The organism is Bradyrhizobium sp. ORS 111 (assembly GCF_045571485.1).
GTDB lineage: Bacteria > Pseudomonadota > Alphaproteobacteria > Rhizobiales > Xanthobacteraceae > Bradyrhizobium.
In genome coordinates this window covers 6620274-6640745 of sequence record NZ_CP120701.1, presented here as the reverse complement: position 1 = coordinate 6640745, position 20472 = coordinate 6620274, and the positions used below count along the sequence as shown (strand labels likewise).

The 20472-nt window shown below is 64.1% G+C and carries 21 protein-coding genes and 1 pseudogene; 11 read left to right on the top strand and 11 right to left on the bottom strand.

Annotated elements, in window-relative coordinates; genetic code table 11:
- Window positions 1–18: 18 nt before the first annotated feature.
- The 3 genes from P6U30_RS30525 to P6U30_RS30515 are packed head-to-tail and all read left to right on the top strand — an operon-like array spanning window position 19 to window position 2167.
- Complete coding sequence (locus P6U30_RS30525; RefSeq protein WP_407170577.1) at window positions 19–654, top strand: CoA pyrophosphatase; 636 nt, start codon at window positions 19–21, stop codon at window positions 652–654.
- Window positions 651–914 carry a DUF6111 family protein gene (locus tag P6U30_RS30520; RefSeq protein ID WP_407166479.1) on the top strand — a complete coding sequence of 88 codons (264 nt, stop codon included), beginning with the start codon at window positions 651–653 and terminating at the stop codon, window positions 912–914. Before P6U30_RS30525 ends, P6U30_RS30520 begins: the two co-directional genes overlap by 4 nt.
- Entirely contained in the window at window positions 911–2167 is a 1257-nt protein-coding gene (locus P6U30_RS30515; protein WP_407166478.1) for a CCA tRNA nucleotidyltransferase, read from the top strand. The genes P6U30_RS30520 and P6U30_RS30515 overlap by 4 nt, the downstream gene beginning before the upstream one ends.
- 101 nt (window positions 2168–2268) lie before the next feature.
- Here the strand turns inward: P6U30_RS30515 and P6U30_RS30510 are convergent, their stop codons facing one another.
- The 6 genes from P6U30_RS30510 to P6U30_RS30485 all read right to left on the bottom strand — a co-directional run bounded on the left by P6U30_RS30510 (window position 2269) and on the right by P6U30_RS30485 (window position 5878).
- On the bottom strand, window positions 2269–2538 hold the full coding sequence (locus P6U30_RS30510; RefSeq protein ID WP_407166477.1) for a YodC family protein: 270 nt from the start codon (window positions 2536–2538) through the stop codon (window positions 2269–2271).
- Between the two features lie 115 nt (window positions 2539–2653).
- The gene (locus P6U30_RS30505; RefSeq protein ID WP_407166476.1) at window positions 2654–3394 is read right to left on the bottom strand and encodes an HAD family hydrolase; all 741 of its coding nucleotides are present in this window, start codon (window positions 3392–3394) and stop codon (window positions 2654–2656) included.
- Entirely contained in the window at window positions 3385–4281 is an 897-nt protein-coding gene (hemF, locus tag P6U30_RS30500) for an oxygen-dependent coproporphyrinogen oxidase (RefSeq protein WP_407166475.1), read from the bottom strand. The genes P6U30_RS30505 and hemF overlap by 10 nt, the downstream gene beginning before the upstream one ends.
- A 2-nt stretch (window positions 4282–4283) precedes the next feature.
- A complete protein-coding gene (locus tag P6U30_RS30495) occupies window positions 4284–4649 on the bottom strand; it encodes a 6-pyruvoyl trahydropterin synthase family protein (protein ID WP_407166474.1) in 366 nt (121 codons plus the stop codon).
- A gap of 128 nt (window positions 4650–4777) precedes the next feature.
- Window positions 4778–5410: a 7-carboxy-7-deazaguanine synthase gene (queE, locus tag P6U30_RS30490; protein WP_407166473.1), complete on the bottom strand. Its 633-nt coding sequence runs from the start codon at window positions 5408–5410 to the stop codon at window positions 4778–4780.
- 12 nt (window positions 5411–5422) lie between these two features.
- Window positions 5423–5878, bottom strand: a complete 456-nt coding sequence (locus P6U30_RS30485; RefSeq protein WP_407148231.1) for a tRNA (cytidine(34)-2'-O)-methyltransferase — start codon at window positions 5876–5878, stop codon at window positions 5423–5425.
- A gap of 275 nt (window positions 5879–6153) precedes the next feature.
- Between P6U30_RS30485 and petA the strand changes: the two genes are divergently transcribed.
- From petA to P6U30_RS30470, 3 genes are all read left to right on the top strand, one after another.
- A complete protein-coding gene (gene petA / locus P6U30_RS30480) occupies window positions 6154–6684 on the top strand; it encodes a ubiquinol-cytochrome c reductase iron-sulfur subunit (RefSeq protein ID WP_407148230.1) in 531 nt (176 codons plus the stop codon).
- A 72-nt stretch (window positions 6685–6756) separates the two neighbouring features.
- The gene (locus P6U30_RS30475; RefSeq protein ID WP_407148229.1) at window positions 6757–8826 is read left to right on the top strand and encodes a cytochrome c1; all 2070 of its coding nucleotides are present in this window, start codon (window positions 6757–6759) and stop codon (window positions 8824–8826) included.
- A gap of 244 nt (window positions 8827–9070) precedes the next feature.
- The gene (locus P6U30_RS30470) at window positions 9071–9745 is read left to right on the top strand and encodes a dienelactone hydrolase family protein (protein ID WP_407166472.1); all 675 of its coding nucleotides are present in this window, start codon (window positions 9071–9073) and stop codon (window positions 9743–9745) included.
- Window positions 9746–9893: 148 nt separating this feature from the next.
- Here P6U30_RS30470 and P6U30_RS30465 read toward each other — a convergent pair whose 3' ends face one another.
- On the bottom strand, window positions 9894–10892 hold the full coding sequence (locus tag P6U30_RS30465; protein WP_407166471.1) for a VOC family protein: 999 nt from the start codon (window positions 10890–10892) through the stop codon (window positions 9894–9896).
- A gap of 344 nt (window positions 10893–11236) precedes the next feature.
- Between P6U30_RS30465 and P6U30_RS30460 the strand changes: the two genes are divergently transcribed.
- The 5 genes and pseudogenes from P6U30_RS30460 (at window position 11237) to P6U30_RS30440 (ending at window position 16816) form a co-directional block, all read left to right on the top strand.
- Window positions 11237–13396 (top strand): anthranilate synthase component I, encoded by a 2160-nt coding sequence (locus P6U30_RS30460; protein ID WP_407166470.1) that lies wholly within the window; start codon window positions 11237–11239, stop codon window positions 13394–13396.
- A gap of 121 nt (window positions 13397–13517) precedes the next feature.
- On the top strand, window positions 13518–14057 hold the full coding sequence (locus P6U30_RS30455) for an adenine phosphoribosyltransferase (protein WP_407166469.1): 540 nt from the start codon (window positions 13518–13520) through the stop codon (window positions 14055–14057).
- A gap of 192 nt (window positions 14058–14249) precedes the next feature.
- Window positions 14250–14831: pseudogene (locus P6U30_RS30450) on the top strand (IS4/IS5 family transposase); the annotation flags it as partial.
- Window positions 14832–14944: 113 nt separating this feature from the next.
- Window positions 14945–15349, top strand: coding sequence for a transposase (locus tag P6U30_RS30445; protein ID WP_407170405.1), 405 nt, complete (start codon window positions 14945–14947; stop codon window positions 15347–15349).
- Window positions 15350–15727: 378 nt separating this feature from the next.
- On the top strand, window positions 15728–16816 hold the full coding sequence (locus P6U30_RS30440; RefSeq protein ID WP_407166468.1) for an IS630 family transposase: 1089 nt from the start codon (window positions 15728–15730) through the stop codon (window positions 16814–16816).
- A gap of 27 nt (window positions 16817–16843) precedes the next feature.
- On the opposite strand, the gene P6U30_RS30435 is transcribed toward P6U30_RS30440, so the two are convergent.
- From P6U30_RS30435 to P6U30_RS30420, 4 genes are all read right to left on the bottom strand, one after another.
- Entirely contained in the window at window positions 16844–17512 is a 669-nt protein-coding gene (locus P6U30_RS30435; protein ID WP_407166467.1) for a hypothetical protein, read from the bottom strand.
- Between the two features lie 60 nt (window positions 17513–17572).
- Window positions 17573–18319: a hypothetical protein gene (locus tag P6U30_RS30430; RefSeq protein WP_407148223.1), complete on the bottom strand. Its 747-nt coding sequence runs from the start codon at window positions 18317–18319 to the stop codon at window positions 17573–17575.
- Window positions 18320–18487: 168 nt separating this feature from the next.
- Window positions 18488–19687: a M48 family metallopeptidase gene (locus P6U30_RS30425; protein WP_407166466.1), complete on the bottom strand. Its 1200-nt coding sequence runs from the start codon at window positions 19685–19687 to the stop codon at window positions 18488–18490.
- Window positions 19688–19814: 127 nt separating this feature from the next.
- Window positions 19815–20375 carry a LemA family protein gene (locus tag P6U30_RS30420; protein ID WP_407148221.1) on the bottom strand — a complete coding sequence of 187 codons (561 nt, stop codon included), beginning with the start codon at window positions 20373–20375 and terminating at the stop codon, window positions 19815–19817.
- Window positions 20376–20472 lie beyond the last annotated feature (97 nt).

Below are 20472 nucleotides of genomic sequence, written 5' to 3'. Positions count from 1 at the left end.
AAGGCGGGGCCGGCGACGATCAGTTCGACGGAATTCTTTGCGCGGGCGCGTGCGCGGCTCACTTTCGATGTGCCGCCGGGCCTGGTCGATCCACATATCATTCCGCGCACCGGAGATTCCGGCAACGATCGCATGCTCGAGATCGTCGCGAGGGAGCAGCCGGTGCGGCCGGCCGCCGTGTTGATCCCGGTGGTCGATCGTCCCGAACCGACCGTGCTGCTGACGCAGCGCTCGCCCCATCTGTCGAGCCACGCCGGCCAGATTTCGTTTCCCGGCGGCAAGATCGACGCCACCGACGCCTCGCCGCTCGATGCGGCGCTGCGCGAGGCCTGCGAGGAGGTCGGGCTCAAGCGCGACTTCATCGATCCGGTCGGCTATCTTGACCTTTACGGCACCGCCTTCGGCTTCCGCATCCTGCCGACGGTCGCCAAGGTGCGGCCGGGGTTTGCGCTCGAGATCAACGAGGCCGAGGTCGTCGATGCTTTCGAGGTGCCGCTCGCCTTCCTGATGAATCCGGAGAATCATCAGATCCACACCAAGGAATTCCGCGGCATGGATCGCTCCTATTACGCGATGCCGTTCGCCGAACGCTACATCTGGGGCGCGACCGCGGGCATCCTGCGCGTGCTGTATGAGCGGATTTATCTGTCATGATACGCACGGTGTTGACCGAGATCGGAATCTTCCTGATCCCGTTCGCGGTCTATGCCGGCTTCCTGATCGCGACGCGCGCCGGCGTGGCGCTGCCGGCCTCGTGGCCGCTCGATATGCTGGCGAAGCTGACGCTCGCGGCGCTGCTGCTCGTCATCGTGAGCTTCGTCCTGCTCGCCGAGTACACCGGCGCGCCGCCGAACTCGACTTACGTGCCTGCCCATATCGAGAACGGCAGGCTGGTGCCCGGAGTTGAAAGATGAGCGAGGTGCGCCTGTTGTCCGACGCGCCATGGCTCGCCTCCGGTCCGGCCGCGCGCGTGCTCGACCTGCTCAATTCCGACGGCGAGGAGGCGCGCGTGATCGGCGGCGCCGTCCGTAACGCGTTGATGGGAATTCCGCTCGGCGACATCGATATCGCCACCACTGCCCTGCCCAACGAGGTGGTCCGGCGCGCCAAGCAAGCCGGCATCAAGAGCGTGCCGACCGGAATCGAGCACGGCACGGTCACTCTGGTGATCGAAAGCCATCCGTTCGAGGTGACGACGCTGCGCGAGGACACCGAAACCTACGGCCGCAGGGCCAAGGTGACGTTCGGACGCGACTGGGTGCGGGATGCCGAGCGGCGTGACTTCACCATCAATGGCCTGTCGGTCGATGCGGACGGCGTCGTCCACGATCACGTCGGTGGCCTCGCCGACCTCGAGGCCAGGCGCGTGCGCTTCATCGGCGATCCGGCGCAGCGGATCGCGGAGGATTATCTGCGCATCCTGCGCTTCTTCCGCTTCCACGCCGCCTATGGCCACGGCGAGGTCGAGCGCACCGGCTATCTCGCCTGCATCGGCGGGCGTGCCGGGCTTGCCGGGCTCTCGGCCGAGCGCATCCGCATGGAGATGCTCAAGCTCGTGGTCGCGGACGGCGCCGCCGCCGCTGTCGTCGCGATGGCCGACGGCGGCCTGCTGCTGCCGCTGGTCGGCGGCGTCGCCTATACCGGGCCGTTCGCGGCGATGATCGAGATCGAGAAGCTGATGGGCCTGGCGCCAAGCGCGGTGCGCCGTCTCGCCGCGCTGACGGTTGCCGTGACCGAGGACGCGCGTCGCATCGCGAGCAGGCTGCGGCTCTCCAATGCCGAAGCCAAGGCGCTCGATTCGATGGGACATCGCTGGTGGCGACTGCCTGGCATGGACGAGGCGCATGCAAAGCGCCGGCTCTATCGGCTCGACGAGCAGCCGTATCGCGACCGGCTGCTGCTCGCCTGGGCGCGGACCGGCGCGGACCGGAATGTCGACCAGTGGCGCGCGCTTGCGACGCTGCCGCAGCGCTGGCGCGCGCCTCACTTTCCGCTGAGAGCGTCGGATTTCATTGCGCGCGGGATTGCCGAGGGACCGGCATTGGGACATGTCCTGACCCTGGCCGAAGATGCCTGGCTGGCCGCGGATTTCCCGCTGGATCCGCAGGTATTGTCTGACATCGCCGACCAGACCGTATCTCGCTTCACGCGCGACCATCGGCTGTGAAATTTGTCCGGCTTCGCCGGGCGTGGTCGGCGCTGCGTGCGCTCGGAACGTGCAAGCGAGCCGATGCTGTCGGCGGCGCGACAGCATCGCGCGCGGAGCTGCTACGCGGCCTTGCGCTTCTTCTTGCGACCGTCGTCGTCATCGTCCTCGTCTTCGTCGTCCTCTTCCTCGTCTTCCTCTTCTTCGTCATCCTCCTCTTCGTCCGGATCGAGGTCAGCCGATTCGAGCGCGACGAGTGGTAGCGTTTCGCGAAACAGATCGCCGTCCACCCCCATCCAGAGGCACTCGACCTTGTCGTCCTCGACCTCCACCACCGTCAACGGATGGCCGCCGGACTTCAGCATGACGACGTCGCCTGGTTTCAGTTCCATGATTTCCCTCCGCGCTTGATGACGCGGATGGCAGGCTATCGACCGGTCATGACAGTCCGATCACGGCCGACGCAAGGCGGAGGGGATTTGGTGCAGAGAAACAACCGGCGAGGCGCTATTTGTCGGCCGCTGGTACCAGTTCAGTCAGCGAGCGGATGATGCGGTCGGGCTTGACCGTCGATCCCGGCGGCAGGCCGTCGCCATGCACGTCCATCCAGATCGCGTAGATGCCGAGCCGTTGCGGCGCCACGACCTCCCACTCCAGATTGTCGCCGATCATCCAGGTGTCCGGTGCGGTGACGCCGAGCGCCTGCATTGCGTGCAGATAGGCGCGCTCCTCCGGCTTGCCGAAACCATGTTCGCCCTCGATCTGAATGTGGTCGAAGCGATGGCCCAGCGCGAAGCGCTCGACCTTGGCGCGCTGCATGTCGGCAGCGCCATTGGTGACCAGCGCGAGCTTGATGCCGAGCGCCTTCAGTGCGTCGATCGCTTCGTGCGCGCCGGGGAAGACGAACATTTCTTCCTCGCGAAGCGTGGTGAAGCGATCGGCGATGCGGTTCGCGAGATCGTCCGACAGCGCGCGGTGTCCGGCCGCCGCCAGCGCCGCGAAACCGCCCTTCACGGTCAGCCGGCGCGCTTCGGCGAGCCTGATCCGCCAGATCGGCTCGGCCTTCGACCAGAATTGCCGTGCGGACGCGAGAAGGACGGTCGCGACCTGGTCCGGGGGCAGGGGAGCCAGTTCATCGGCGAATTCGGTGGCGATCTTGTTCCAGGCGATCTCGGGGCGACCGTAGGCCGACAGGATGGTGTCATCCATGTCGATCAGCATCGCACGCGGCAGGCTCTTCACGGCCATTTCACCTCCGGCGGCAGCGACGACAGGATCGAATCCACGTTGCCGCCGGTCTTGAGGCCGAAGATGGTGCCGCGGTCGTAGAGCAGGTTGAATTCGACGTAGCGTCCGCGGCGGATCAATTGCTCCTCGCGATCCTCCGCGGTCCAGGCCGTCTCGAAATTGCGCCGCACCAGTTCGGGATAGATTTTCAGGAAGCTGCGCCCGACGTCCTGGGTGAAGATGAGATCGGCCTCCCAGTCGCCGCTGTCGTGCCAGTCGTAGAAGATGCCGCCGATGCCGCGGGCTTCCTTGCGATGCGGCAGATAGAAATACTCGTCACACCACTTCTTGTACTTGTCGTAGTCGGCGACGCCGTTCGGACCGGAGCAGGCCTCCTTCATCGCGGCGTGGAAAGCGACCGTATCGGGGTCGTGCTGGGTGCGTCGCCGGTTCAGCACCGGCGTCAGGTCGGCGCCGCCGCCGAACCAGGCCTTGGTGGTGACGACGAAGCGGGTGTTCATGTGCACGGCGGGCACGTTCGGATTGCGCAAGTGCGCGATCAGCGAAATGCCCGATGCCCAGAACCGCGGATCATCCGCGGCGCCGGGAATCTGCGCACGGAATTCGGGAGCGAACTCGCCATGCACCGTCGAGCAGTGCACGCCGACCTTCTCGAACAGCCGGCCCTTCATGATCGACATCACGCCGCCGCCGCCGGGCTTGCCGGTGTGATCGGTCCGATCCCAGGGTGTGCGCACGAAGCGGCCCGCACTGCCAGGATAGAGCGCGGAGGGGGCGTCGTCTTCGAGCCGCTCGAAGGCAGCGCAGATGTCGTTGCGCAACGCCTCGAACCAGTTGCGCGCACGGGCCTTGCGGCTCTCGATGATGGCGGGGTCAGTGGGCAGCATGACTAGTCCTGCGGGCCGTAATAGGTGCAGCTCTCGCCGCAGCTATCGCGGTGGACGCTGACGCGTGTCAGCTTTCCAGCATGCTGCAACCGCTCCCAAATGAAGCGCGAGAGGTTCTCCAGCGTCGGAACTCCGATCGCCTCGATCCTGTTCAGGAATTTATGGTCGAGGGTCTTCTGCACTTCGGCCATGCTGCGTTCGAGCAGGCCGAGGTCGACCACCATCCCGGTCTTCGGATCCGGCGTGCCACGCACGGTGACTTCGGCGCGAAAGGAGTGACCATGAATCTCCTCACTGGCGACGCCAAAGGTCGTTCCGGACAGCGCGTGCGCAGCCTCGAAGCGGAACGCTTTCGTCAATTCCCACATCTCGTTCAACAATCCAGTTCTGTCAGTGTTCGAGCATGACCCGATTGAACCGGATCAAGCTGTTATCTCTTATCTGGTCGCGCTATCTTGACGCGAACCGTATCCACTTCGCTCGAAAGCGCTCCAGTTCACCTGATGCCGATCGTCTTGTGCGTCTGCACGCTGAGCCGCCATTGCGGGTGCTTCAGGCAATACTCGATCGCGCGCGCGGTGTTCTCGACCACGTCGGGTCCGTCCATCGGCTGCAGCGAGAAGCGCTCGAAGGAAAGGCCGGCGAAATCCTCCGGCCTGTTCTCCGGCTGCGGATAGACCAGCTTGAGCTCGTGTCCCTTGCGCACCACGAGCTCGGAGCCGGCCTTGGGGCTGACGCAGATCCAGTCGAGTCCATCCGGCGGCGCGATGGTGCCGTTGGTCTCGATGGCAATCGCGAAGCCGCGGCGATGCAGCGCCTCGATCAGGGGCGTATCGACCTGCAGCAGCGGCTCCCCGCCGGTCAGCACCACGTAGCGGTCGGCGTCCCCGCCGGTCCATTGCGCAGCAACGGTGTCCGCGAGCTCCTGCGCAGTCGCATAGCGGCCCCCCAGAGTTCCATCGGTGCCGACAAAATCGGTGTCGCAGAACTTGCACACGGCGGCGGCGCGGTCCTGCTCGCGGCCGCTCCAGAGGTTGCAGCCGGCGAAGCGGCAGAACACGGAGGCCCGCCCCGCATGGGCGCCTTCGCCCTGCAGGGTCAGAAAGATCTCCTTGACCGCGTAGCTCATTAAACAAACCCTTTAAGTTGCTGCGCCGGTCTGGCGCAGCGCTTCTCCGACCGCCATGGCCGCTGTGACCGCCACGTTGAGCGAGCGCAAACTCGATTTGATCGGAATCACCAGCCGCGCATCCGCGGCGGCCACCACTGCATCGGTGACCCCTGCCGTTTCGCGTCCGAAGAGCAGGACATCGGAAGCGGCATACTCGAAATCAAGGTAGGATTTCGCCGCCTTGGTGGTGAACAGGATCAGCCGACACCCTGCCTCGGTACGCCATTCCTCGAATTTTGACCATGAGTCGTGACGCTTCAACCTGACATGATCGAGATAGTCCATGCCCGCCCGGCGGAAATGCCGGTCCGAAGTGTCGAAGCCCGCCGGTTCGATGATATGGGCGGCCACGTCCAGGCAGGCGCAGAGGCGCAGAATCGTCCCGGTATTCTGCGGGATGTCGGGCTGGAACAGCGCGATCTGCATGATGCTGGCGACCTGTGACGTCCGGTGAAATTGTCTCAATAAAACATCGCTTGGCGCGGATTTCGTGCATTGCACGCTTGCGAGCCGATAGCGGGCTTGCGCTCGTCCGGCAAGGGTGCCAATAGAACGATTCTGGACTGCTGTTCCGCCGTTTGGGGTGCGGAAGGGCAGTTTTCTGCCGCCGCGGGGGCCGCGGGCGCCGGCAGCCTTTCCTGGGCGCGTTCTGCGTCTCCGGGGCGGTTCCACCGGCTGCGGATATGAAAGGGCTTGGAAACGTGACGACAGCGTCTTCGGCGGACCATCCGACACGCCGTGATTTCCTTTTTGTTGCAACCGGAGCTGCCGCCGCGGTCGGCGCAGTCGCCACCGTCTGGCCGCTGGTGGCCCAGATGAACCCGGATGCCGCCACGATCGCGGCCGGCGCGCCGATCGAGGTCGATCTGACGCCGATCGCCGAGGGCCAGGACATCAAAGTCTTCTGGCGCGGCAAGCCGATCTACATCAGCCATCGCACCAAGAAGCAGATCGAGGAGGCCCAGAACGTGGCGCTCTCGAGCCTGAAGGATCCGCAGGCCGATTCGGCGCGTGTCAAAGCGGGCCACGATCAGTGGTTGGTGGTGATCGGCATCTGCACCCATCTCGGTTGTATCCCGATCGCCCATGAGGGCAATTACGACGGCTTCTTCTGCCCGTGCCATGGCTCGCAGTACGATTCCTCCGGCCGCATCCGGCAGGGGCCCGCGCCCGCCAACCTGGCAGTGCCGCCCTATACCTTCGTTTCCGATACCAAAATCCAGATTGGCTAAGCCCCGGACCTCTCCGGGCTTCGGCCTCGACTTGGACCCATCGCGTCGCTTTTCTTCCTCAGGATCGCATCAATGAGCGGACCATCCGATTATCAACCGACCAACCCCGCCTTGAAGTGGATCGAGCGGCGCCTTCCGATTATGGGCCTGGTCCACTCGTCCTTCGTGGCCTATCCGACGCCGCGCAACCTGAACTATTGGTGGACCTTCGGCGCCATTCTTTCGATGATGCTGGCGGTGCAGATCATCACCGGCGTGATTCTGGCAATGCACTACGCGCCGAACGCCGACCTCGCTTTCAAATCGGTTGAGCTGATCGTCCGCGACGTCAATTACGGCTGGCTGTTGCGCAACATGCACGCCGCCGGCGCGTCGATGTTCTTCTTTGCGGTCTACGTCCACATGTTCCGCGGCCTCTATTACGGGTCGTACAAGGAGCCGCGCGAGGTGCTGTGGATCCTCGGCGTCATCATCTACCTCTTGATGATGGCGACCGGCTTCATGGGCTACGTGCTGCCGTGGGGCCAGATGAGCTTCTGGGGCGCCACCGTCATCACCAACCTGTTCTCCGCGATCCCCTATTTCGGCGAGAGCATCGTGACGCTGCTGTGGGGCGGCTATTCGGTCGGCAACCCCACGCTGAACCGCTTCTTCTCGCTGCATTACCTGTTGCCGTTCGTGATCGCCGGCGTGGTCGTGCTGCACGTCTGGGCGCTGCATGTCGCGGGCCAGAACAATCCGGCGGGCGTCGAGCCGAAGACCGAGAAGGACACCGTGCCGTTCACGCCGTATGCGACGATCAAGGACCTGTTCGGCGTGTCCTGCTTCCTGATCTTCTACGCCTGGTTCATCTTCTACATGCCGAACTATCTCGGCGACGCCGACAACTACATCCCGGCAAATCCGGGCGTGACGCCGGCGCACATCGTGCCTGAATGGTATTATCTGCCGTTCTACGCGATCCTGCGGTCTATCCCGAACAAGCTCGCCGGCGTCGTGGCGATGTTCTCGGCGATCATCATCCTGTGCTTCCTGCCCTGGCTCGACAGCGCGCGGACCCGTTCGTCGAAGTACCGCCCGCTGGCCAAGCAGTTCTTCTGGATCTTCGTGGTGGTGTGCATCGGGCTCGGCTATCTCGGCTCGCAGCCGCCCGAAGGCATCTACGTGATCGCCGGCCGCATTCTGACGGTCTGCTATTTCGCCTACTTCCTGATCGTGCTGCCGCTGCTCTCGCGGATCGAGACGCCGCGTCCGGTGCCGAACTCGATCGCCGACGACGTGCTGTCGCGGAGCCGGGGCAAGGCTCAGCCGATGGTCTCGACCGCGATCGCACTCATGGTCGCGGGCGGGCTCCTGGTCGGCGGCGTGCACAGCGCCAAGGCCGAGGGCAACGAGGCGCCTCCGGCCCAGAAGTGGTCGTTCTCCGGCCCCTTCGGCAAGTATGACCGCGGTTCGCTGCAGCGCGGCCTGAAGGTCTACAAGGAAGTTTGCTCGGCCTGTCACGCGCTGTCCTATGTCGCGTTCCGCAACCTCGCCGATCCCGGTGGCCCCGGCTACTCGACGGCGCAGGTGGCGGCGCTCGCGTCCGAGTACAAGATCAAGGATGGTCCGAACGATCAGGGCGAGATGTTCGAGCGTCCGGGCCGTGCGGCGGACTACTTCCCGTCGCCGTTCCCGAACGAGCAGGCGGCGCGTGCGGCCAATGGCGGCGCGGCTCCCCCGGATCTGTCGCTGATTGCGAAGGCACGCTCCTATGAGCGCGGCTTCCCGCAATTCGTGATCGACTTCTTCACCCAGTACCAGGAGCAGGGACCCGACTATGTCTCGGCCATCCTGCAGGGCTTCGAGGACAAGGTGCCGGCGGGTGTCACGATCCCGGAGGGCTCGTACTACAACAAGTACTTCCCCGGCCACGCGATCAAGATGCCGAAGCCGCTCTCGGACGGCCAGGTGACTTTCGACGATGGCTCGCCGGCGACCGTTGCGCAGTACGCCCACGACGTCACGACCTTCCTGATGTGGGCGGCTGAGCCGCACATGGAGGAGCGCAAGCGGATCGGCATGCAGGTGTTCGTGTTCCTGATCATCTTCGCCTTCCTGATGTACTTCACCAAGAAGCGGGTCTGGGCCAACGCGCACTGATGCGAGGTCTGCGCCATGAAATTGAAAAAGCCCCTGCGGGGGCTTTTTTATTTGCTGAATCTGGTTGTCATTCCGGGATGGTGCGTGAGCACAGACCCGGAATCTCGCGATTCTCAGGTACGCAATTGCGCACCATAGTTCGCTCTGGCGAGTGCCCCGGAATGACGGCATGACCCGATTGCGTCCGCCACCGACTGCGGACAAAATGCCGGCCAATCGGCCGGCAACCATTGCGGAGGAACTCATGGGTACCAGCATCAGCTTCAAGCGCCCGGACGGCAAGGACGCGTCAGGCTATCTCGCCAACGCCGCGGGCGGCAACGCGCCGGGCGTGGTCGTGATCCAGGAATGGTGGGGCCTGTCGGATCAGATCAAGGGCCTGTGCGACCGCTTCGCGGCGGCCGGCTTCGATGCGCTGGCGCCCGATCTCTACAAGGGCAAGGTGGTGCCCTATCACGACACCGACGCGGCCGGCAAAGAGATGAATTCACTCGACTTCATGGATGCCACCACGCAGACGGTGCGCGGCGCCGCGCAGTATCTCGCCAAGAACGGCGCCAAGGTCGGGCTGACCGGCTTCTGCCTCGGCGGCGCGGTGACCATCATCGGCGCGGTGCATGTGCCGGAACTGACCGCGGGCGTCGTGTTCTACGGCATTCCGCCGGAGCAGGCCGCCAAGCCCGCCGATATCAGGATCCCGCTGCAGGCCCATTTCGCCAATAAGGACGATTGGTGCACGCCGGAGGCCGTCAACAATTTCGAGAAGGCGATGAAGGCTGCAGGCAAGTCGCTCGAACTGTTCCGCTATGACGCCGAGCACGCCTTCGTCAACGAGCAGCGCCAATCCGTGCACGATCGCCACGCCGCCGAACTCGCCTGGGGTCGCGCCACGGATTTCTTCAAGAAGCATCTGGGGTAGGCGCGCAAGCCGCAAACGCGATGTCGTCCCTGCGAAAGCAGGGACCCATAACCACCGGATGCAGTTGATCTGGCGGGATGGCTGCCAGGTTGCCCATTTCGGCGGCCACGGCGTATGGGTCCCTGCCTTCGCAGGGACGAGGGACGATTCAGCTTCCTGCCTTCATCCCATCCCACCACGGGCATGTCCCCGACATCAGCTTGAAATTGCCTTCCATCACCTGAACCGGCGCACGGCGGCCCTCGGCGGCGGCGCGCATGCGCATCTCGCGCGCCACCGCGCGATCCTCCGGCGACAGCCAGACGCGCTCGTGGCCCCACAGGCTCGGGCCATCATGCATCTCGACCGGCGTCCAGTTCGCCGGATCGATCTCGCGGCCGCCCCAGCCGCACTCCACCATGAAGGATGATGGCGACCTGGCGTAGAACGACGTCATCAGGTCGTTGGTGTGACGGCCGAGCGTGACGTTGACCCGGTCTTCCTGCAACGCGATGTCGTAGGCTTGGCCGACATCGTCGAGCGAGAACAGCTCCATCATCAGATGATGCATGCCGTTGGTGCCGGTCTCGATCAGCGCCAGAGAGTGGTGGCGTGGATTGACGTGGAAGAAATAGGCGCGAAACGGCTTCTCGATGTAGTCGCTGAGGCCGAAGCCGAGCGCGTCGACATAGAAGGCCGTCACGGGAGCGATGTGCTCGACCGTGAGCACGGCGTGGCCGAGTCCCAGCGGCCCGGTGCGGAAGCCGGAGATCGATCGTCCCGGCTTGAAAGGCGTGTCGTCGATCTCGGCACCATGGAACGCCTCGAGGCGGTTGCCCGTGGGGTCGCGGAACGAGATCAGGCCGCGGACGCGCCGCGCATCGGCCAGCGATTGCGGTTCGGCGGTCACCGCAACGCCCGCCCGCTCCAGCCGGGCCGCCAGCGCATCGAGCGCTATGGCGTCCGCCACTTCCCAGCCGAAGAACCTTGTGCCTTCGGCTAGCGCGCGGTCGATCACGATGCGTTGTTTGCGATCGTCCATCCGGAAAGCGAGCAGCGAATTGCCGCGCTCGATCGCCTGCAGCCCGACCAGGCCGGTGCCGAACTGCCGCCAGTCGTCGAGTGCGTCAGAGCCGAAGCCGGCATATCCGAGACCCAAAATCGCCATCTGCGCGTCTCCGCCAATGTCTGTTTTTGGGCGGGCGATCGGCCGCCATTCGGCAAATCCTACGCGGATTTCCGCCCTTTCAAACCCCGAAAAGGCATCCCTGGGCCGGGGCAGGGGCCGTCGACCATCCCTTGACACGGCTCGCGCCGGATGGTGAGTAGCGGTCCATGAGCACCGTTGCCAGCCCATCCCGTCATTGGTGGCCCACCTTCTCATAGGTGGCCGGTGCGATTTCATTTCTCAGAAACGTCGAAGGTCGCCATCGCAGTGCGACCGAGGTTCGTTTGTTTGCCCTTCGTTTGTCCTGTGTGGCGCTCTCTCGGCAAGTCTCGTAAGAGGATCACATGAACAGGACAGTCTTCTCCCTGCCGGCCAAGAGCGAGTACCTCACCAATGGCGGCCTCGCGGTCGCGCGAGTGGTCGAGCAGTTCACCGGCGGCGCCAGCCGCCTCGATGATCTGATCGCCCTTTTGGACCGCTGCCGCGGCGTGGTGCTGTCCTCGGGCACCACGGTGCCGGGCCGCTACGAGAGCTTCGACCTCGGCTTTGCCGATCCGCCGCTGGCGCTGGAGACCTCGGGCACCGACTTCGCGCTGTCTGCGCTCAATCCGCGTGGCGAAGTGCTGATCGCCTTCCTCGCCGACGTGTTGCGCGAGCCCTGCGTCGTGATCTCGGAGCGCAGCGCGACCAAACTGTCTGGCCACATCATCCGCGGCGCCGCGCCGGTCGAGGAGGATCAGCGCACCCGCCGCGCCAGCGTGATGTCGCTGGTGCGCGACATGGTGGCGGCGTTTGCCTCCAATGCCGATCCGCTGCTCGGCCTGTTCGGCGCCTTCGCCTACGACCTCGTGTTCCAGATCGAGGATATCGTCCAGAAGCGCCCGCGCGAGGCCGACCAGCGCGACATCGTGCTCTATGTGCCGGACCGTCTGCTCGCCTATGACCGTGCCACCGGCCGCGGCGTGGTGCTAACCTACGACTTCGCCTGGAAGGGCAAGTCCACCGCAGGCCGGTCGCATGAGACAGGGGCAAGCCTGTACGCCCGGACGCCGCGCCAGGGCTTTGCCGATCACGCCCCGGGCGAATACCAGGCAACCGTCGAGGTCGCACGCGCGTCGTTCGCGCGTGGCGATCTGTTCGAGGCGGTGCCGGGGCAACTGTTTGCCGAGCCCTGCGAGCGCTCGCCGGCTGAGGTGTTCCAGCGGCTCTGCCGCATCAACCCGTCGCCCTATGGCGCGCTGATGAATCTCGGTGACGGCGAATTCCTGGTCTCCGCATCGCCGGAGATGTTTGTGCGCTCCGACGGGCGGCGGGTGGAGACCTGCCCGATCTCGGGCACCATCGCGCGCGGCTCGGACTCGATCGGCGATGCCGAGCAGATCCGCAAGCTCTTGAACTCGGAAAAAGACGAGTTCGAGCTCAACATGTGCACCGACGTCGATCGCAACGACAAAGCGCGCGTCTGCGTGCCCGGCACCATCAAGGTGCTGGCGCGGCGACAGATCGAGACCTACTCCAAGCTGTTCCATACCGTCGATCACGTCGAGGGCATGCTGCGCCCGGGCTTCGATTCGCTCGATGCCTTCTTGACCCACGCCTGGGCGGTGACGGTGACCGGCGCGCCGAAGTTGTGGGCGATGCAGTTCGTCGAGGACCATGAGCGCTCGCCGCGGCGCTGGTATGCCGGCGCGATCGGCTGCGTGAATTTCGACGGCAGCATCAACACCGGCCTCACCATCCGCACCATCCGCATGAAGGACGGTCTCGCCGAGGTGCGCGTCGGCGCGACCTGCCTGTTCGATTCCGACCCGGCGGCGGAGGATCGCGAATGCCAGGTCAAGGCCGCCGCGCTGTTCCAGGCGCTGCGCGGCGATCCGCCGAAGCCGCTGTCGGACTTCGCGCCCGACGCCACCGGCTCGGGCAAGAACGTGCTCTTGATCGACCACGACGACAGCTTCGTGCACATGCTGGCGGATTACTTCCGTCAGGTCGGCGCCAACGTCACCGTGGTCAGGCATGTCCATGCCCAGGAGATGCTGAAGCGGGCGGGATGGGATCTCCTGGTGCTGTCGCCCGGACCCGGGCGGCCGGAGGATTTCGGCATCACGAAGACCATCGGCACCGCGCTGGAGAAGAAGCTGCCGATCTTCGGCGTCTGCCTCGGCGTGCAGGCGATCGGCGAATATTTCGGCGGCCAGCTCGGCCAGCTCGGCCAGCCGGCGCATGGCCGTCCCTCGCGCGTCCAGGTGCGCGGCGGGCGGTTGATGCGGAACCTGCCCAATGAGATCGTGATCGGCCGCTATCACTCGCTCTTCGTCGAGCGCGACAGCGTGCCGGACGTGCTGACGGTGACTGCCACCACCGAGGACGGCGTCGCGATGGTGATCGAGCACAAGACCCTGCCGGTCGCCGGCGTCCAGTTCCACCCGGAATCGCTGATGTCGCTCGGCGGCGAGGTGGGGCTCCGCATCGTCGAGAATGCATTCCGGCTGGATGCGGACTGACGGCAACCGTCATTGCGAGCGAAGCGAAGCAATCCATTTCGCCGCACGATGACAAAAGTGGATTGCTTCGTCGCTTCGCTCCTCGCAATGACGGAGCGACAGAGGAGAGGTTGAAACACCAATGACCTTTGACGAGGACATCAAGTCGACCGTTCGCACCATCCCGGATTACCCGAAGAAGGGCATCCTGTTCCGCGATATCACGACGTTGCTGGCGGATGCCCGCGCGTTCCGGCGGGCGGTCGACCAACTGGTGCATCCCTGGGCCGGCTCGAAGGTCGACAAGGTCGCGGGCATCGAGGCGCGCGGCTTCATTCTCGGCGGCGCGGTGGCGCACCAGCTCTCGGCCGGCTTCGTGCCGATCCGCAAGAAGGGCAAGCTGCCGCACACCACGGTGCGGATCGCTTACTCCCTGGAATATGGCCTCGACGAGATGGAGATGCACGCCGACGCCGTGCAGCCCGGTGAGCGCGTGATCCTGGTCGACGATCTGATTGCGACCGGCGGCACCGCCGAGGGCGCGGTGAAGCTGCTGCGCCAGATCGGCGCCGATGTGGTCGCCGCCTGTTTCATCATCGATCTGCCCGATCTCGGCGGCGCCGCCAAGCTGCGGGCGATGGAGGTTCCCGTGCGCACGCTGATGGCGTTTGAGGGGCATTGAGGGCTTAGCGACCAACACTCCACACGTCGTCCCGGCGAAGGCCGAGACCCATAACCACAAATGTCAGTTGTGGAAAGACGCTGTGGCCCCAGCCGCCGCCAAACGCAAAGCGGTGGTTATGGGTCCCGGCTTTCGCCCATGGGCGCTAAAATAGGATTTGCGGGTTGGGTTTGCTTGTGATTCCAAGATGGGATGAGACACGAATCGCTTGTGAACGAAGACTGGGCGCGTGTTGTTGCGCGGCTTGGCGGAGCCGATGCTCTGGAGGTCAGCGCCCGCGAGACGAAGGCGTTTGTCCGGCCGCGAGAGATTAGCAATGCAGTCGATTTGCTGCGTCTGATCCTTGCGTACTGTCTCGGCGAGAGGGGTCTGCGGTTGACAACGGCCTGGGCAACCTCGGTGGGCCTTGTCGATATCTCCAACGTGGCTCTGTTGTATCGCTTGCGTCAATGCGGGGATTGGCTGGCGCGCCTGGTAGGCCAAGCGCTTGTGAGCGGCGCACCGAAGGCGAGCCGCGGTCGCCTGATCCGCATTGTTGACGCCACGACGGTCCCCAAGGCTGGGACGAGCGGCAGGAACAAGAACGCGGTGTGGCGCGTCCACAGTGCGTTCGATCTTCCGCGGGAGCGTTTTGGTCACTTCGAATTGACTGATGAGCGCGGGGGCGAGACGCTGGATCGGATACCGGCGGTTGCCGGCGAAATCCGTCTTGCCGATCGCGCCTATCTGCAGCCCGAGCGGATGGCACGTCTGCGCGATGCCGGTGCGGACTTCGTGATCCGGTCCGGCTGGAAGAGCGCGCGTTGGCTTGATGCCGAAGGTGGTCTGGTTGATCTCACGGCCGAACTGCGCAAAGCCACGGCAGGCGGCATGATCGATCGGCCGATCTGGATAAAACGCAAGTCTGGCGCGCCGCTCGCCGTGCGTCTGGTTGCGATCAGGAAGCCGGCGCAAGCTGCCGCGGCTGCGCGACGCAAGGCACGCCGGACCGCACAAAAGGAGGCCATCAGCTCTCCAGCCAAACACTGGACGCCGCAGATTGGGTGATCCTGGTGACCTCACTCAAACCAAAGGACTTCACGACGGCCGACATTCTCGCCCTCTATCGGCTGCGATGGCGCATCGAGCTCGGCTTCAAGCGGCTGAAAAGCTTGATTGGCCTGAAGGGGCCGCCCGGAACTGACGAGCGATCCGCCAGACCCCATATCCTTGCCCATCTGCTGATCATTCTTCTGCTCGAGCCGCTCGTCGACGAACTCGAGGACTCTCCCCGCTTGGCCGACGCCGCCTGACCCGCCCAGGGGCGTGGCGACTCCTGCACCAGCTCGTCGCTTCGCTCCGGCAAGCCATCATTCCCCAGCCCGCAATCGCTTGCCTCCGCAGACTCCGCTCCACGCTCCGACGGCACCTCCGCGAGCCGCCCAGACACAAGCGTCGCTATCAAGCAATCCAACTACCTTAGCGCCTATGGGCTTTCGCCGCGACGACGGCGAGAGCGTTTTCGAGCGAAGTGGATACCGGTTCGCGTGAAGAAAACGCGTCAAAACAAGAATCTAGAGCTTCGGTTCTGATTCAATCAGAACCGAAAATGCTCTAGTGTCCCGAATCTGAAGTTCAGCGGACTCCAAATCGACTCGAAGATAGCAGACTGTCCTCATGGTTTGAGGAGGATGGTTATGGGTCGACGCTTTGCTCCGCTGGAATTGACTGAGGTTGAATGCGCTGAGTTGACGTCGCTGGCCTCACGCCGAAGCACGGCGCAGGGCTTGGCGCAGCGAGCCCGGATCATCCTGGCCAGTGCCGACGGCGAGCAGAGCAAGATCGTGGCGGCTCGCCTGGGTATTGATCCCGATACGGTCGGCAAGTGGCGCCGGCGCTTCGCCGAGCATCGGCTTGAAGGTCTTCGGGATGGGCCGCGATCAGGGACGCCGCGCACGATCGAAGATGCCCGGATCGAGGCGGTGATCGTCCGCACCCTTGAGACGAAGCCGCCCAACGCCACCCACTGGAGCTCGCGCAGCATGGCGCGGGCCAGTGGACTGTCAGTCTCGACGGTCCAGCGGATATGGCGCGCCTTCGGCTTACAGCCGCATCGGTTGGAGACCTTCAAGCTTTCAACCGATCCCGACTTCGTCGCCAAGGTTCGCGACGTCGTCGGTCTCTACGTGGCCCCGCCCGAGCGGGCCATCGTGCTGTGTGTCGACGAGAAGTCACAGATCCAGGCACTGGATCGCAGCCAACCCACGTTCCCGATGCGACCTGGTCAGGCGGAACGCCGCAGTCACGATTACAAGCGCCATGGCACGACATCGCTATTTGCCGCCCTCGACATCGCAACCGGCCGGGTCATCGGCAAGTGTTACGGGCGCCATCGCGCCACAGAGTTCCGCAAGTTTCTCGATGAGATCGAGGCCGCCGTTCCAGACGATCTGGACGTTCATCTCGTCATGGACAATTACGCAACCCACAAGACGCCGCTGATCCGCAACTGGCTGGCCAAGAGGCCGCGCTGGCACGTCCATCTGACGCCCACCAGTTCATCCTGGCTCAATCAGGTCGAACGTTTCTTTGCCCTCATCACCGAGCGCAAAATCAGGCGCGGCATCTATCGCAGTGTGGCGGCGCTACGTGCCGAGATCACGGCCTTCATCGAACATCACAACGCCGACCCAACACCATTCCGATGGACCAGATCAGCCGACGACATTCTCAGCTCCATCGAACGCTTCTGCGCTTACAATGCGCCAGCCAAAGCCTAAAATGCCATGAACTTCCGGTTCAGGACACTAGGATCGTTGCAATAGCATGCTCAATTCGAGATCGCGGAACGTGGTGTAGTTCCGGCGGATCCATTGATGCAGCTCGGTCGATGAATCCTTCTCGTGGCGCAGATAGCCCGTGAAGGAGAAGTTCAGCCGGTCGATATAGGTCTTGAGGAACACCGGCAGCGCACGGCAGCGCAGCACGCGGCTGCGGGACATTGCCGGCGGCAACTCGCCGCGCACCACGAACTCGTTGTCGATCACGACGAGCGCATTGGGCGGGATCAGCCGGGACAGCATGTCGTAGCCCCGCGCCGAGACGCGGTCGGTGTCGGCGACGAACAGGATCACCGGCGCGACGCGGCGGCGCAGCGCCTCCTTCATCAGCCCGATCTCGTCGCACATTTTGAAGAATTCGTCGAAGGCGTGGTAGCCGAGGTCGATCACCTTGGCGACGCCGTCATTGATGATGACGCGGTCCATAAGCTGCATCTTGCCGTAGGTGTCGATCACGTCGGCGGTTTCCGTGATCCGCGGCAGATAGTCGACCAGCGACGGTTCCTTCAGGTTGATGTCGAAGGAGATCACGTCGCCGTTCTTCAGCAGCAGAAATTCGCTCAGCAGCCGCGCGATCAGCGTCTTGCCGACCTGCGGGCGGGGCGAGCAGATGATGTAGACGGGCGTGGAGGACATCGCCCGCTATATCAGACCAAATTTTCGCCTAATCCAGCCCCATCAAAGTCGAAGGCGCGACTATTTTTCGCCGCGCGTGGCCGACTTGGCGCCGACCAGGTCGGTCAGCTTGATCCGGTCGTACTCGCTCCAGACATTGGCCAGCCAGTGCCTGACATAGCCGCGCAGCACGAAGGAATAGTTTGCGGCGTCGTCGTTCATGAGCTTGTTGGCGACGAACTTCAGGAACGGGACGGACGAGACCTCGACCTGCTCATAGGCCATTTCGTTTAGCTTCGGGATCGTGAGGTCGGTCGCATCCTTGATGCGGTGGAAGTAGGAATTGTAGGTCGACTGGTCCCACTGGAAGAACTGAGTGTCGTTGATGAAGTTCTTCACCAGGAAGTACTTCGCGCCGGTCATGAAGTTGGCGGTCTCGGCGATCTCGTCCAGCGAGGCGATCGAGGGGCCGAGGATATGGAACACGGCGAAGGTGATCTGGCCGGACCGCGCCGCATCGAGGAAGCCGATGTCGCGCAGCGAGGCCAAAGCGGGCGAGAGCAGTCCGGCGCGGACGTCGATCACGGTCACCGACGGGCCCGAGCTCAGCGTATCGAAGATCTTCATCTGGTCCGCGGTCGTCGTCATGTCGACGATCTCGGTGATGTCAGGATGGAAGCGCTTCAGCGTTCCCCGCGGCGATTCGGTGTCGAACGCCCGGGTCTGCACATTGTTGGCGCTGAAATAGTCCAAGAGCGTCCGCGAGACGGTGGTCTTGCCGACCCCGCCCTTGTCAGCGCCCACCACGATCACAACCGGCTTTGCCATGGAAGTCCCTTAAAAGCGCGCTCCCGATCGCGAGGGCGATCGGCAAGTCCCCACGCCTGCTTTGGGCGCGAACATGGCAGAAACGAGGGAGAATTCAATTCCTCAACGAGTCCACCTTTGGTTTGGTGGGGATTTCCTTAATGGAATGAGAGGGCTGGGCCGGACTTTTTAGACGCGCCGTCCCCAAGGTCCCCGAGGCGGATCTTCCGCCGGACCGGGGGCTGGCAGCGGCGGCGGCGTACCATCAAGCGTTGTGGCCTCGCCCCAGGGACCGCGGTGCGGCGGCCGATCCTGCTCGGCCGCTGCGCCGGTATCGTCGGCGCTATCCTGGGGCAGAGCCAGCGGCCCGGGATCGCGGCCGCCTGCATATTTCACCAGCGCATCGACCCGGGATTGGATCGACGGGTGGGTCGCGAACAGGTCGGCGAAGCCCTCGCGCGGATTGTCGACACAGAGTTCCATCACCGCCGACGTCGCGCCCGGCAGTTCGCCGCGGTTCTCGATCTTGCGCAGGGCCGAGATCATCGCATCGGGGTCCTTCGTCAGCTCGACCGAGCCGGCATCCGCCAGGAATTCGCGCGACCGCGACAGCGCCAGCTTCACGACCTGCGAAAGCAGCCAGGCCAGCAGGATCAGCGCGATCGCGATGATGATCACGACGATCGCGCCACCGCCCGATCCCTTGCTGTCGCGGTCTGAGGACGAAGACGACGAAGACGAGGAGGATGACGAGGACGACCACCCGCCGCCGGTCGAGTTCCACGACAGATTTGTAAAGATGCGGAAGAACAGCTCGCCGAAGAAGCCGACCACGCCGGCGATGATGACGGCGACCACCATCAGTTGCACGTCGCCGTTCCTGATGTGGGTGAGCTCGTGGCCGAGCACGGCCTCGATCTCCTGATCGTTGAGCGCCTTCAACAGGCCGGTGGTGACCGTGATGGCGTATTGCCGCGGGTTCAATCCGGTCGCGAACGCGTTCAGCGCCGGGCTGTCCATCACCTTCAACTTCGGCATCGGGATGCCGCGTGAGATGCAGAGGTTCTCCAACAGATTGTAGAGGCGCGGCTGCTGCTGCCGCGTCACGCTTTCGCCGCCGGTGACGGCATCGATCATGTCCTGGTGGAAGAAGTAGGCGATGACGATCCAGGCAGCGGCCGCAATCGTGGCCCAGGGGAATGCGGACACCAGGTCGTGCGCGGCCTGTCTCAGGTATTCGTCGACCGAGCGGCCGCTATCGATCACCACCTCGCCGACCAGTGCACCGGCATAGACCAGCACGTAGATCAGCAGGAACAGGCCGCCAAGCAGCAGCATCGAACGAAGCTTGTTCGATGCAATATGCGTGTAGAGACCGTAGGCGGCCATCATCAATTCTCGTCATTCCGGGGCGCGTCACAGACGCGAACCCGGAATCTCGAGGTGAACGTCGAGATTCCGGGTTCGTCGCTTTGCGACGCCCCGGAATGACCGAGCATGCGCTGAGTCATGCGGCTCAGAACTTCACGCTCGGCGCCGTCTCGACGTCGGCGCGGCTGGCACCGAGGTCGAAGAAATCCTTGCGGGTGAAGCCGAACATGCCGGCGAATAGCGCGGCCGGCATCTGCTGAATGCCGGTGTTGTACTCCTGGACAGCATTGTTGAAGAAGCGGCGGCTGGCGGCGATCTTGTTCTCGAGATCGGAGAGCTCGGCGGCAAGTTGTTGGAAGTTGGCATTGGCCTTGAGGTCGGGATAGGCCTCCGACAGCGCGATCAGGCGGCCGAGTGCGCCGGAGAGCTGGTTCTCGGCGGCCGAGACCTGAGCCGGCCCCTGCGCCGACATCGCAGAATTGCGTGCCTTGATCACGTCGTCCAGCGTGCCGCGCTCGTGCGCCGCATAGCCTTTCACGGTCTCGACCAGGTTCGGGATCAAGTCGTGGCGCTGCTTGAGCTGCACGTCGATGTCGGCAAAGGCCTGGTTGACCCGCTGGCTGAGCGCCACGAGGCGGTTGTAGGCGCCGAATGCAAACAGCACGAGAAGGACGATGACGCCGATAACGATCCAACTGGTCGACATGACGAGGCAGCTCCTGATGGCACGACACGGCGGCAGCGTAACCCAAATCAGGGCACGCGGCAGCCCGCCGCGAAAAGGTGGGCGCTGTCTTGGTCGG

Bases quoted from the DNA above. Each gene is read 5' to 3' on its own strand.
- P6U30_RS30520 (WP_407166479.1), top strand. From the start codon at position 651: ATGATACGCACGGTGTTGACCGAGATCGGAATCTTCCTGATCCCGTTC.
- P6U30_RS30515 (WP_407166478.1), top strand. From the start codon at position 911: ATGAGCGAGGTGCGCCTGTTGTCCGACGCGCCATGGCTCGCCTCCGGT.
- P6U30_RS30510 (WP_407166477.1), bottom strand. From the start codon at position 2,538: ATGGAACTGAAACCAGGCGACGTCGTCATGCTGAAGTCCGGCGGCCAT.
- P6U30_RS30505 (WP_407166476.1), bottom strand. From the start codon at position 3,394: ATGGCCGTGAAGAGCCTGCCGCGTGCGATGCTGATCGACATGGATGAC.
- hemF (WP_407166475.1), bottom strand. From the start codon at position 4,281: ATGCTGCCCACTGACCCCGCCATCATCGAGAGCCGCAAGGCCCGTGCG.
- P6U30_RS30495 (WP_407166474.1), bottom strand. From the start codon at position 4,649: ATGTGGGAATTGACGAAAGCGTTCCGCTTCGAGGCTGCGCACGCGCTG.
- queE (WP_407166473.1), bottom strand. From the start codon at position 5,410: ATGAGCTACGCGGTCAAGGAGATCTTTCTGACCCTGCAGGGCGAAGGC.
- P6U30_RS30485 (WP_407148231.1), bottom strand. From the start codon at position 5,878: ATGCAGATCGCGCTGTTCCAGCCCGACATCCCGCAGAATACCGGGACG.
- P6U30_RS30475 (WP_407148229.1), top strand. From the start codon at position 6,757: ATGAGCGGACCATCCGATTATCAACCGACCAACCCCGCCTTGAAGTGG.
- P6U30_RS30470 (WP_407166472.1), top strand. From the start codon at position 9,071: ATGGGTACCAGCATCAGCTTCAAGCGCCCGGACGGCAAGGACGCGTCA.
- P6U30_RS30465 (WP_407166471.1), bottom strand. From the start codon at position 10,892: ATGGCGATTTTGGGTCTCGGATATGCCGGCTTCGGCTCTGACGCACTC.
- P6U30_RS30460 (WP_407166470.1), top strand. From the start codon at position 11,237: ATGAACAGGACAGTCTTCTCCCTGCCGGCCAAGAGCGAGTACCTCACC.
- P6U30_RS30455 (WP_407166469.1), top strand. From the start codon at position 13,518: ATGACCTTTGACGAGGACATCAAGTCGACCGTTCGCACCATCCCGGAT.
- P6U30_RS30440 (WP_407166468.1), top strand. From the start codon at position 15,728: ATGGTTATGGGTCGACGCTTTGCTCCGCTGGAATTGACTGAGGTTGAA.
- P6U30_RS30435 (WP_407166467.1), bottom strand. From the start codon at position 17,512: ATGTCCTCCACGCCCGTCTACATCATCTGCTCGCCCCGCCCGCAGGTC.
- P6U30_RS30430 (WP_407148223.1), bottom strand. From the start codon at position 18,319: ATGGCAAAGCCGGTTGTGATCGTGGTGGGCGCTGACAAGGGCGGGGTC.
- P6U30_RS30425 (WP_407166466.1), bottom strand. From the start codon at position 19,687: ATGGCCGCCTACGGTCTCTACACGCATATTGCATCGAACAAGCTTCGT.
- P6U30_RS30420 (WP_407148221.1), bottom strand. From the start codon at position 20,375: ATGTCGACCAGTTGGATCGTTATCGGCGTCATCGTCCTTCTCGTGCTG.